Raw genomic sequence first — 12,338 nt, forward strand, 5'->3', positions numbered from 1 at the left:
TTAACTAACCTTATTGATAGTTAACTCAATGGCTTTAACAAGGTACAATAGGTAAAATAAAGTATGGAAAGCGCCATTGAAATTAAATGTGTTGACTATGTTGCCGGCCTCGACATGTTGTTCAACCTCTCCCCCGACTTATTATGTCAATTCTCGGCAGATGGCAGTATTTTAAAGGCTAATTGTGCCTTTAAGGATGCGTTAGGTTATACTGATGAAGATCTGTTAGGTAAACCTTCCATTAGCTTCGTGCACCCCGATGATGTACCAAAAACACTCAGACAACATGAAGCATTAAACAGAAATGAAACTGTTTTATTATTTAATAACCGGTATCGCTGTGCCGACGGCCATTATAAATCGCTATCGTGGAATGCAAACCAGTTGCCAGATGAAACACTTTATGCATCTGCCAGGGATATTTCAGAAATTATAAAGGCAAATAAAATAAAAGAACAAGCAGAAGAAAAGTTGCGGTTAAGTAACGAACGATACAAATTAGTTACGGCAGCAACAAAAGATGTAATTTGGGATTGGAACATTAAAACGAATAAATTAAAATTAGGCAAAAGCTTTGAAACCAATTTTGGCTATGCTACAGATATCAAAAGGGAGCCTATTAATATCTGGGTAAACCACATCCATCCCGAAGATAAAGAATATGTATTAAGAGGGATACATGCTGCAATCCATAGTAAGGATATAACGTTTTGGAGGGATGAATACCGTTATTTAAGAGCTGATAACTCCATTGCATTTATTATTGACCAGGGGTACATTATCAGGAATAGCGATAAAAAGGCAATTAGAATGGTGGGTGCCATGCAGGACATTACCGAATTAAAAGAGAAAGAACTGCGGATAGTAAAACAAAACGAGCAATTAATGGAAATTGCCCAAATAAATTCGCACGAGATAAGGCGGCCTGTCGCCAGCATTTTAGGCCTGATGCAACTTTTTGATAAAGAATTTGTAAATGATGTTCCACACAAGGAACTTTTTGACCATTTAAGAACAGCTACACAAGAGCTGGATGCTGTAATAAAGCGTATTATTGATAAAGCTATAGATGATTAGATTAGGCCTTAAATTAATTAGCTAATGGTAAGCTGAAATAGAATGTAGACCCAACCCCCAACTGGCTTTCTACCCATATTTTACCGTTATGGCGTTCAATAATTTCTGCACATAAATAAAGTCCTATACCAAAGCCGGATATATGCTGTGTATCTTCACTGTTAACCCGGTAAAAGCGGCTGAACAATTTATCAATATCCTGTTGCTTAATACCCATTCCCTCATCTTTTACACTTACCTGGGCATGGCCATCAACAATATTACACCTTAACTCTATTTTTTTACCCTTGGGCGAATATTTAACCGCATTGCTTAACAGGTTAGAGATCACATTTGCAATCTTATCCCTATCGGCGGTGATGGCAAATGGCTGACACGGAACAAAGGTTATGGGATGACTGGATACTGTAAGCTTTGTTTCCTCCATTACCTCGTTCACCAACTGGTCCAAAATAAAGTCTTGCTTAATCAATTGAATTTTCCCGGATTCTAAACGCGATACATTTAAAAAACCATTGATCATTCCGCTCATCTTTTTCACCTGGATGTTGGCCTTTTCTAATGCTCCGGATGTAAAACTGTCTTCTGCTTTTTTAGCCTTAGCATGCAGCATTTGCAGGTAGGCGCTTAATGATGTAAGCGGCGTTTTAAGCTCGTGGCTTACCATGCCAATAAAATCATTTTTACGTATATCATCCATTTTACGTTCGGTGATATCCATAAACATACCCGAGTATTCGGTAACATTGCCATCGGCATCCATAAATACTTTACCGGTAGCTTTTATCCATTTAATTTCATTGGTAATTGCATTAGTTATTGGATATTCGGTATCGCTGGATTGATGTTTGGCAATGGCGTTCCCTAAAACGTCGGTCAGCATTTGCCGGTAATCCGGGTCAACTGCGTTTACAATTTCTTCTATCGATACCTCTTTATCAGGCGAAAAGCCAAACATATCTTTAATAAAGTTAGACATCGTTACCTCATAAGTAACCGGGTTAATGCTCCAGGTGCCCATTCGGCCGGTTTCAATAGCTTGTAATAACTTATCTTCACTTTCGGTAAGCTTGCTTACCATGCTTTGCAAATTCTTTTTAGTTTCAGCCAGTTGCTTATTTGTACTTGCCAGTTGTTTATTAAACAACGCTGTCATTTCTAAACTCTTGCGCTCTTCCAGGATAGAAACCTGGGCTAAAGAAATCTGGTCAACAGCAGCAAGGTGAAAAGCAATAAGATCGGCAAATAGCTTAAACATGCCTATAGTTTGCGGGTTATCAAGCTTGGCGGGTTTAGGGTCAATGGCGCAAAGCGTACCAAAAAAGGTACCATCCTTACGGGTAATAGGCATCGAGATATAACTTTGAAAACCGTACATAGCCGGTGTATGGTGCGAGCGAAAGCTTGGATCTAAGTCAACATGGTTAATTACAACCCCCTCGTTGCTTTGCTTTATTTCGTGGCAAATAGTGGTTTCAAGCAGCAGCTCCCCACCGGGCAATAATCCAAATTCAATTTCGTCACGTACACTACAGGCTATCCATTTCTCGTCTGTTACACGTGCTACAGCTGCAAAACCCATACCTGTGGTACGGCAAATAACCTCTAACAGGCTTTCTACCACAGGTATTTTACCGATAGCTTCAATATCGGCCTGGATGCTTGATTGTGTAATTGACAATGTATAATCTTAAATATTGTACCAGGTTTTTACAAATTAATAATATTTAAGGCAGATTTAAAAATGATGATCAACAACATAAACTTAAGTCTACAAATTTTAATGTCCGGTTAAGCCTGAGTTCAGGATAATGGTTCTTTATCTGATACCAGTTTCATCAGGTTTAAAATAGAAGGAAAATTCAGTCCGGTTGGTGTTTGGAGATTTTGATAACCTTCCAGGTTGTCCATTTCATCTGTAGAAATTGATTTAAAACCCATAGACCAATCTAAAAAATAGCGATTTTCTATCACACCCTCTTTCAAGGTAATCACATGTTTATGCCTTTCATCTTCACATATATCGGCATATAATAATTTCACACTATCTTCTTCGCCCTCAATTAATTGTATAAATTTCTGATCGAAATAAAAAAGCATGCCCGTGATGCCCATGTGCTGATTTCTATCCCGCGATTGGATGAGCAAAGATTTTAGCTGATCTTCATTCAAATCAAAGGATGCATAACTGCTATAACTAATAAAGTACATAAACATTGGTTTATAATACGTGTAATACGATTATGCAGCATTTAAGTTTGTATTTAGCCAATTAAGAAACGCCCGGTAATAAAAAAAGGCTATTAACAGGCTTAAACCCATTAATAGCCCTATACTATAATGATAAAACTTACTTCGCTTTTTCAGCCGGTATAAACTCATTCACAACCGCCTCACGGATCAATGCCGGTGGCAATAAACCTTGCGACAAGATAAAATCGTGGAAACGTAAAGCATTAAACTTATTACCTAATGCAGCTTCGGTATCTTTACGCAGGGCTATCATTTTGGTAAAGCCATAAAAATAGCTATTTGCCTGCCCAGGGGCACGCAGCGAATAGCGTTCAACTTCCTGTTGGGCAAAAGCGCGAGATTGTACCACGTCTTTCATCAGTACATCAAGCGCTTGTTGCTGGGTAACTATGCCGGCTTGTAGTTCTGGGTCTAAAAATGCACGCGCAGCACGTAGTAAACGGTAATCTAACGATACCAACTGGCCTTCCAGCGGCATATATGGGCGGGTAATGTATTCGGCATAAAGCCCCCAACCTTCTGCATTGGTTGAGTTAAAAGCATACAGAGCACGTGCTTTAGATACACCTTCTTCTACCATTTTATCAAATTGCAGTTCGTGTCCAGGGCGGGCTTCGTGTGCTATGATGGTCCAGGATGCCGCATCGAAAGTAAAGTCATCAAACTTGGCCGTTTCTTTTTCGCCTGGTGCGGCAGGCATGTTAAGCGGTAATACAAATACCCCACGCTGGCCGGTGTTATTCAAAAACGGCGGCGGTACCATATGCGGAGCCGGGCCTTGTGCAGTCTCAGCAGCGGTAGCCAAACGGATAATAGCGGGGCGGCTTGGCAATGTTACAAGTTGATGCTCACGGATAATGGCTTCAATATCTTTTAAATGGCGTTCATATAAAGGGATGATAGAATCACCGTGAATTTGCTCTTTTTTAAGCTCATGGATCACATCGCGATAATCGTTCGATGTCAGATGGCGTTGTTTGGCCACTTGTTCGGCAATAGGTTGCATCTGGTTTTGAATATCAATAAAAGCAGCGTGAGCCATTTTAGCCAAATCGGCCGGCGGGATGTTCACACCATAGTTTTCCAGCGCCAGTTTATATTCTTCTGCCGGCAGGCGAAAATCTGTGCGGGCCTTGGTTAATACATGTTCGCGGGTCCATTGATCGTAAGCTTCTACCTGCTTTTTAAGCTGGGCATAAGGCTCTTCCCAACCGGTTAGCTTGTATTTCTTACATAGCTCTGGTATGCCTGCAATAATGCTTGCATTGCGCGACAGGGCTACCTCCATTTGCTGCTTGCCCGGATAAATCATATTGGGCTTGGCAATTTGTAGCGCCACACGCTCCTGAAGTATTGTTGTAATTGGTTTATAGCCATTTTCGAGGCCTGCATATTTACGTATGCGGGCTACAGCTGCCGCATGGCGAGCCTCGGGGGTTTGGTCATCCAATAAAATATCCAAGCCATTATAAATAGTTTCTGCAGCATTTAAAAACGGCACCTCTTTTTGATCATTAAAATCCTGCTGACGAAAGCCTAGTTTCAGGTGATCTATTAATATTTTAAGATCCTGTGCCACTGGTGCATCATGTTCGGTTTTTAAAGCAGCGGTATAGCGTACAACTAATGCTTCTTCGTCTTTTCTTTCTGCTAATTGATTAGCCAGTGTAGGTACAGATATCTGCGTATCATATTCGGCCAGCCCTTGCGATGAGCCATATTCGGGCGAATATTTTTTATCCAGATCGATAAGCTGTTGCGTATACCGGTCTGACCTAGCTACCCAGGCTTTGGTATTTTCAATTGGTTTGGGCTGCAATTTGGCAGTAAATGGTGCTACGCATAATATTAATATGGTAGCAGTGCTTAGCACGGTGTTCTTTTTCATCAGAAAGATATATTTACACATCTAAGATATGTTTATTACTTAAATAATATCAGTAGCTGTAATTTGATTTACAATAAAAAACAATCATCACAGGTAACCGTTTCTTTGTTAAGATACTTTTAGATCATATGCCGTCTACATCTCAGCAAAAAAATGAAGAAGAAAGACTTAATGCGCTCGATTCTTATCATATTTTAGACACAATTGAAGAAGAAGACTTTGATGAGTTAACCTTATTGGCATCAACCATTTGCAATACACCTATTGCATTAATTAGTTTGGTAGATGCCAAACGCCAATGGTTTAAATCGCACCGCGGGTTAAACGCCCGCGAAACCCCTGTAGAACAATCATTTTGTGCCCACGCAATTGCGTCGTATGATGATATTATGGTTGTTACTGATGCCAAACATGACGAACGCTTTGCAGATAACCCCTTAGTGACCGGTGATACCAATATTACCTTTTATGCAGGTGTGCCACTTATTAATGAAGATGGTTATGCACTTGGTTCGTTGTGTGTAATTGATCATCATAAAAGAGCGCTTACTGATGAACAGGCAAAGGCACTAAAAATTATAGCCAAACAGGTGGTTGATAAACTTGAGTTAAGACGCAAGGTGCATACACTGGAGAAGCTTAACCAGGAAATACGCGACTCTAATGTATTTATACAAAAATTTGCATCTACTGCGGCACACGATATTAAAAACCCACTGAGCAGTGTTTTATTAACTTCACAGGCCTTAAAAATTCGCTTAGAAAAACTACAGGACGAGGGCTGCAAAAGGTTGGTTGATTTAAATATTACCTCCACCAGAAATCTCATTGTTTTACTGGATGAAATGCTGGCCTATTCTAAAAAGCCATCACTACTGTTAACCGATAAAAAGCAGATCAATCTTAATGAAACGCTTACCAAGGTAAGCAGCCTGGTAAGTACACCATCAAATTTTAAAATACAGATGCCTGCCGAAACACATATCCTCAACATTTCTTCGGTGGCTATAGAACAGATTTTTATTAACCTGTTTACAAACGCCATCCGTTATAATGATAAAGAAGTGGGTATACTAAAGATTGCATTTGATGAAGATGATGAGTTTTACAAGTTTGAGATAGAAGACAATGGCATTGGTATAGCCGAACAGCACCACCATAAAATATTCAACAATAATTTTACCCTTAAAATTACCGACCGCTATAATGAGAAAGGATCTGGTATTGGTTTATCAACTGTTAAAGAACTAGTGAAAGCACTTAAAGGCAGCATATATTTAAAATCTGAAATTGGTACAGGCACTACATTTTATATATCTATTAAAAAGTAACTTAATTGCAACCACATGCATCAGTTAAAAATCTTTTAACAACCCAAGCTGTAAGCCTTTTAAAGCATTGTTATTTAGTTATATATGTTAAAAAGTGTGAAATAGAGAGCTATTTACTTCAAATGCTGCCTCTATTTCACAGATTTAACTAATTTTGATCGCGGAAATATAATGTAATAATAAAATTATCCCGTCGTTAAGTTTCACATGAAAAAACTCATACTATCGTTACCCCTGCTGTGCTGCGTATTTTTTATTTTTACTGCAAAAGCGCAGGATACCCCAGGCAAACCTCAAAACTATATTAGTATATCTGCAGGCCTGTCGGCACCAATGGCCAGTTTTAAACAAGCCGATTACGGAGCAACAGGCGGCGGTGCAAATAATAAAGCCGGTTTTGCTAAAAAAGGTGTGATGTATGACTTTGAAGGTGGTTTTTATGTACATAAAAACTGGGGCTTCGCAGTATCTTTAACCTACCAGGATCAAGGCCGTTTAAATACAGATGATGTTACCAACCTATCTAATGGTTACCGTGTAGATGGTAGCGCTTACACATCTACCGTTACTGCAAGTAAGCGTTACAGCAGTTTTAACTTAATGGTAGGCCCGCAGTATAACTTTAACTTAGGTAGTAAGTTTATTGTTGATGCACGCGTAGTTGCAGGTGGTATAAAAAGCTTCTCGAGCCCCAACATAGTTGTTGTTTTAGATAACTACGAAGGCACGCAAACCAGTACATTCACACAATACAGTTCAAAAGCATTTGCTTTTGCCTATGGTGGCAGCGTTGCTTTAACCTGGAAAATATCAGATGGCGTTGGTATTGTACTTAGAGAAAATGTTATTGATTCTCCTACAGGTATCAGCATAAAAAATGATGCACACAGCGGCCGTTATGTAGATCATCAGCCAATATCTGTATACCAAACCAGTTTAGGGTTGCGTTTCGCATTGTAATATTAACCAGCCTAATACGGTTTAAATATATAACAGAAAGCCCCGATGAAAATTTTCATCGGGGCTTTCTGTTTGCAAAATCTTATTATAGATTGTTTATTGTTTCCTGCTCTTTAAGCGCTGCAATATTATTCTGGCTGTTAAAAGTATCAGCCTGGCCTGCAAAGTATTCTAGTATTGCGGCTATGTTATCCAGGTTATCAGCAACACGCTGGTGCATATCCGGCAAATCTTTATCAAGCCTTTTATCGCCAAGGTCTATATTATCTACTTCTATTTTAGCCAGTTTTTGTATCACAGCCTGTTGACTGTTTTTCAAGTCTTCTAATTCATGGACTATCTTTTCCATCAAATCAAATTTCCTTATCTTATCCATAGGTTGTTTTATTTAAAGTTTTAAACTCTTGATAAATCAACATACCTAAAGGTTAATTGTTTTGATTGGTATTTTAATAGCGGAATGAGCTATTAATTTATGCGGTTATTCGTCTTCTTTAATTTTCGATACCATCCATATTACAATACTTCCCATCAAAGCTATAATGCCAAATGAAACCCTGATACCCGCTGCCTCTGCAATAAAACCTACTAACGGCGGTACTATTAAAAAGCCCAGGTAACTAATGGTTGATATAGAGGCTAATGCTCGGGCACTGCTCATAGTAGTTGATTTACCTGCCAGGCTAAACACCAGCGGCACAATGCATGATACGCCCAGCCCTGTAAATATAAAGCCGATAATAGCAGGTATAGTGTAAGGTAACAACACTGCAATAAACAAGCCCGTGCTAATAAATATACCGCTATAAAATAAAATTCTTTTAATGCCAATTCGGCTTACCATTTTATCGCCCAAAAAGCGGCCTGCCGTTATGGCTATCATATAAAATACAAATGCGGCTGTGGCAGTTTGCTTTGAGGTATGTATGGCTTTTTCGAAGTAAATACCGCTCCAGTCATACATGGTATTCTCACAGGCCATACTTACAAATGCAATAACAGAAAACTTGATCAAAAATTTATCGGGCAGCGAAAATACTGGCTTCTTTTCTGTTTGCTGAACAACCGGTTCATACAAAGTATTGGAGAAAGCAAATAAAGAAAGCCCCATCATACTTACTCCCACAATGGGCAGGTGCCAGTTTGGTGCTACATTATAGCTAACCATAATATAGCCGAGTGCAGCACCTGCAAAGCCTGCAATACTCCAAATACCATGAAAAGTAGTAATTATTGATTTATCGTAAAGCCTTTGTACACTTACGGCCTGTGCATTTGTGCTCACATTAAATAAATTGCGCGACGACCCAAAACCCAGCAATATAATAACCAATTGCCAGGGCGCTGATGCAAAGCCAACAAAACATAACATGAGGTTAAAAGCCAGTGCCCCCAAAAGCATTATCGCCCTGCTGCTGTAACGCCCCAGCAAATAATTAGTTAAAGGCATGGTAACCATTAAACCAACAGGCAGTGCAAATAATATCCCTCCTAGTTGCGCCTCGTTAAGGTGCATCGTATGTTTAATAGTTGGGATGCGTGATGCCCAGGCCGAATAACTAAACCCCGAAATAAAGAAGAAAATAGCATTAGCAATCCTGATGTTTCTGGGAGATGCTGTTTTAAGCAGGGTTTGAGACATGTGGCTGCAAAATTAAGGCATATTTGGCATTTAGCAATTTAATATAAACAGCTATGTCTTGTATAAACGTATTATCTAAGCCTTTTATAATTGAATTTTATTAAATTCATTGTTTAATGTTATTCTGCGAATATTATTACCTGAAATCTCCACAATACTATTTTATTTATGCTAAACTATATAACGGCAACAAGTACAATCAATAAGTTTAAGTTTGCGGTATTTCTAATTGTAGTTATCATTTCTTTTGCCTCCTGTAACCGGGTTAGTGATACCGCTAATAATAAACTTAGTAAAAAGTTTCAGACTATAGATAGCCTTTTTGTTGTTGCAAAAACAGATAGTGCGTTAAAACTGCTTGCAAGTGTACGTGCCGAAACACCGGTTAGCAGTCCGTTAATAACTACCTATTATTATCAAATGTCTACCCATGCAGATGATGGCACAATTGGAGGCAACGGCGCTGTAAAAATGAACATTTATGCAGATAGCGCAATTGCCTTTTTTACCAAAAATCCGTCACGTATAAAATGGTACCCTAATGAGTATTTTCAAATTATGTTACTTAAAGGTGATGCCAGCATCCGTGCAAAAAAATACATTACCGCACTTAATTATTATTACAAAGGGAAACAATTGCTAACCAATGGCGCTTGCGACAATGGCAACCTTGCGCAAAAAATGGCCTATATCTTTTATAGTCAAAAAAAGTATGCCTTAGCAGCTAAGTATTGGGCCGAGAGCGGCCGTAAACTACTTGATTGCCATGATAAGTTTACACCACAAAGGTTATTTTTTCTTCGGCAGGGAGCGTTTAGCAATGCAGGTTTTTCTTATTTCAGATCGGGCCAAAACGACAGTGCTAAATATTATTTCAACGAGGATCTAAAGTTAATTGCCAAGGCAGATTTAGATAGCCTGGTTGGTAAAAAGTACATTTACGGTGCCCGGGAAGTGATATTTGACAACCTCGCCGGTTTAAGTTTATCGCAGGGTAATTTAAAAGAGGCCCAACAATATCTAGACAAATGCTTTGCCCTGCCTATTAAAGATATAGATGGTTTAAGAATCCCTCCATATATTAAACTGGTTAAAATAAATATGCAGCTAGGCAATAATGAAAAAGCCCTGGATGCATTTAAAAATGCCAAGGCCCTCCTTAATTTATATTACAAAGCCAACTCTGACCTTAATATTGAATGGAATCGTTTATACGCACAATACCTGTTTAAATTACAGAAGCCCCTGGAAGCTTATAAATATCAGGAAGCTTACATCAGGTTAAAGGATTCGGTTTATAACAGTTCTGTGAGTTTGTATGAGTTGGATGTAGACCGTGAGTTAAGCTCAATTAATCAGCAACAGTCATTTTTTGATCTGCAACGCCGCAATCAAACCAACAAAATATATTTGGGCGGTATTAGCGTTATTGTGCTCTTATCAGTAGTGATTCTGGTTATGACGATAAGGAGCCTGAAAAAGACGCAGCGTAATCACATGGGTGCTACCCTGCACAATCAACAATTACACATTACACTTGAAGAGTTGGAACGGGTAAATAAAAATTATATCCGTGTTATGAGGGTAATGGCGCACGACCTGCGCAATCCCCTATCTGGTATGACCGGCCTTGCTACCATGTTATTAAGCGAAGATGAGTTTTCTGAAGAAAGCCGTCATATGCTTAAACTGATTGAAACCACGGGTATTTACTCAATGGAAATGATTAATGAGTTGCTTAAATCGGGCCTGGCCGATGAAAATGAAGTAATAGAAAAACAAAACCTTGATCTAAAATCATTACTTTATGATTCTGTTGAACTACTTCAATTTAAAGCAAAAGAAAAAGGCCAGGAAATAATCTTTGAAAGTGATAATACACCCATTTTAGCCAATGTTAACCACGAAAAAGTGTGGCGGGTTTTTAACAATCTCATTGTAAACGCCATTAAATTCAGCCACGAGGGAGGCACCATACAGGTAAGCATCAGGCTCAATAATTCGCAGGTAGTTATTGCCATTGCAGATACCGGCATTGGTATCCCCGATAAAGAAAAAGAAAGTGTTTTTGAAATGTTTACCCCCGCCAAAAAATTTGGCACCAATGGCGAACAGCCGTTTGGCCTGGGCTTATCCATATCTAAAAGGATAATAGAAAAACACAACGGGCAAATTTGGTTTGAAAGCCAAACAGGCATAGGCACAACATTTTATATACAGCTCCCGGCTACTGTGTAAATACACTCACAAATATTATAACTACAATGTGTGTCAGTAACATATGTTATTGATGATTATTTAACACTTTAAGTATCAGATAAAATCAATTGACCTATTCTGCTTAACATTATATGCAAAAGTTGCACCACTCCCTTATATAATCACCACGCAATTTTTTTATTTTACTGAAAATCAGATCACAATGCCGGTACCTGCCTTTGCATAAGCATCTTCATATAGCATCGTGTGATTTGAAAATTCATTTTGTTTGTAAGGATATTTTCAGTTGTTTTGCCGCTGTTTATAATTAGTCTAAATAAAATGAAGCAAAACTTTACACTCTTACTTTTATGTTTAATTTTCCCAACAGTGCTGCTGGCGCAAAATACAGGCAGTTTAAAAACAATAGTTACCACATCAGATGGTAAACCTGCAACTGATATTTCAGTATACCTGAAAGAAACAAAAGCTGGCGGTGCCACCAATGATAAAGGCGAGCATACAATTAACAAGGTTAAACCCGGCACATATACGCTGATAATCAGCGCGGTTGGTTTAGCCCCCGAGCAAAAGCCGGTGACTATTACAGCCGGGCAGTTAACCACGGTAGAAGTATCACTTAAAGAAAACGCCAGCCAACTTCAGGAAGTTGTTGTTAATGGCAATAAGCCTAATAAATTCGGGCAAAAAGAAAGCGGTTATGTTGCACGTATGCCGCTTAAAAATCTGGAGAACCCACAAGCTTACAGTGTGATCTCGAGCGAGCTGATTAAAGAACAGGTGATTACTAATTTTGATGATGCCTTAAAAAATGCACCGGGTGTAGATAAACTATGGTCATCAACCGGTAGAGCAGGCGATGGTGCAGGTTATTTCTCACTGCGTGGGTTTGCTGTGCAGCCCACCATGGTAAATGGCCTGCCGGGCTTAACTAACGGCGGGCTGGATGTTGCCAACATCGAACGTA

The 12,338-nt window shown here is 39.0% G+C and carries 10 protein-coding genes; 5 read left to right on the top strand and 5 right to left on the bottom strand.

Translation table 11 applies throughout. The features are described from left to right. The first annotated feature begins 63 nt into the window (after positions 1-63). Positions 64-1,077: a PAS domain-containing protein gene (locus RG47T_RS09315; protein ID WP_074489164.1), complete on the top strand. Its 1,014-nt coding sequence runs from the start codon at positions 64-66 to the stop codon at positions 1,075-1,077. A 13-nt stretch (positions 1,078-1,090) separates the two neighbouring features. On the opposite strand, the gene RG47T_RS09320 is transcribed toward RG47T_RS09315, so the two are convergent. The 3 genes from RG47T_RS09320 to RG47T_RS09335 form a co-directional block, all read right to left on the bottom strand. Further along, on the bottom strand, positions 1,091-2,758 hold the full coding sequence (locus RG47T_RS09320) for a GAF domain-containing sensor histidine kinase (protein ID WP_083627350.1): 1,668 nt from the start codon (positions 2,756-2,758) through the stop codon (positions 1,091-1,093). 122 nt (positions 2,759-2,880) lie between these two features. After that, positions 2,881-3,288, bottom strand: a complete 408-nt coding sequence (locus RG47T_RS09330; protein WP_074489165.1) for a BLUF domain-containing protein — start codon at positions 3,286-3,288, stop codon at positions 2,881-2,883. A 139-nt stretch (positions 3,289-3,427) separates the two neighbouring features. Then, positions 3,428-5,218 (bottom strand): DUF885 domain-containing protein, encoded by a 1,791-nt coding sequence (locus RG47T_RS09335; protein ID WP_074489166.1) that lies wholly within the window; start codon positions 5,216-5,218, stop codon positions 3,428-3,430. Positions 5,219-5,346: 128 nt separating this feature from the next. On the opposite strand from RG47T_RS09335, the gene RG47T_RS09340 reads away from it, so the two are divergent. Both RG47T_RS09340 and RG47T_RS09345 read left to right on the top strand, forming a co-directional pair. Then, the gene (locus RG47T_RS09340) at positions 5,347-6,549 is read left to right on the top strand and encodes a sensor histidine kinase (protein WP_074489167.1); all 1,203 of its coding nucleotides are present in this window, start codon (positions 5,347-5,349) and stop codon (positions 6,547-6,549) included. 207 nt (positions 6,550-6,756) lie between these two features. Further along, positions 6,757-7,509, top strand: coding sequence for a hypothetical protein (locus tag RG47T_RS09345; protein WP_074489168.1), 753 nt, complete (start codon positions 6,757-6,759; stop codon positions 7,507-7,509). An 85-nt stretch (positions 7,510-7,594) separates the two neighbouring features. On the opposite strand, the gene RG47T_RS09350 is transcribed toward RG47T_RS09345, so the two are convergent. Both RG47T_RS09350 and RG47T_RS09355 read right to left on the bottom strand, forming a co-directional pair. Then, the gene (locus tag RG47T_RS09350) at positions 7,595-7,885 is read right to left on the bottom strand and encodes a hypothetical protein (protein ID WP_074489169.1); all 291 of its coding nucleotides are present in this window, start codon (positions 7,883-7,885) and stop codon (positions 7,595-7,597) included. Positions 7,886-7,990: 105 nt separating this feature from the next. Further along, positions 7,991-9,151, bottom strand: coding sequence for an MFS transporter (locus RG47T_RS09355; RefSeq protein WP_074489170.1), 1,161 nt, complete (start codon positions 9,149-9,151; stop codon positions 7,991-7,993). Between the two features lie 168 nt (positions 9,152-9,319). Here RG47T_RS09355 and RG47T_RS09360 point away from each other — a divergent pair, with 168 nt between their 5' ends. Further along, positions 9,320-11,389 carry a tetratricopeptide repeat-containing sensor histidine kinase gene (locus tag RG47T_RS09360; RefSeq protein WP_074489171.1) on the top strand — a complete coding sequence of 690 codons (2,070 nt, stop codon included), beginning with the start codon at positions 9,320-9,322 and terminating at the stop codon, positions 11,387-11,389. 303 nt (positions 11,390-11,692) lie between these two features. Next, positions 11,693-12,338 (top strand): carboxypeptidase-like regulatory domain-containing protein (locus RG47T_RS26680; protein ID WP_253187506.1); only part of this gene is annotated, 646 nt, incomplete at its 3' end.

The sequence above is a fragment of the Mucilaginibacter polytrichastri genome, from assembly GCF_001911425.1.
Taxonomy (GTDB): Bacteria; Bacteroidota; Bacteroidia; order Sphingobacteriales; family Sphingobacteriaceae; genus Mucilaginibacter; species Mucilaginibacter polytrichastri.

Excerpts from the sequence above, each read along its gene's own strand:
- RG47T_RS09315 (WP_074489164.1), top strand. The coding sequence starts at position 64 with ATGGAAAGCGCCATTGAAATTAAATGTGTTGACTATGTTGCCGGCCTC.
- RG47T_RS09330 (WP_074489165.1), bottom strand. The coding sequence starts at position 3,288 with ATGTACTTTATTAGTTATAGCAGTTATGCATCCTTTGATTTGAATGAA.
- RG47T_RS09335 (WP_074489166.1), bottom strand. The coding sequence starts at position 5,218 with ATGAAAAAGAACACCGTGCTAAGCACTGCTACCATATTAATATTATGC.
- RG47T_RS09340 (WP_074489167.1), top strand. The coding sequence starts at position 5,347 with ATGCCGTCTACATCTCAGCAAAAAAATGAAGAAGAAAGACTTAATGCG.
- RG47T_RS09345 (WP_074489168.1), top strand. The coding sequence starts at position 6,757 with ATGAAAAAACTCATACTATCGTTACCCCTGCTGTGCTGCGTATTTTTT.
- RG47T_RS09350 (WP_074489169.1), bottom strand. The coding sequence starts at position 7,885 with ATGGATAAGATAAGGAAATTTGATTTGATGGAAAAGATAGTCCATGAA.
- RG47T_RS09355 (WP_074489170.1), bottom strand. The coding sequence starts at position 9,151 with ATGTCTCAAACCCTGCTTAAAACAGCATCTCCCAGAAACATCAGGATT.
- RG47T_RS09360 (WP_074489171.1), top strand. The coding sequence starts at position 9,320 with ATGCTAAACTATATAACGGCAACAAGTACAATCAATAAGTTTAAGTTT.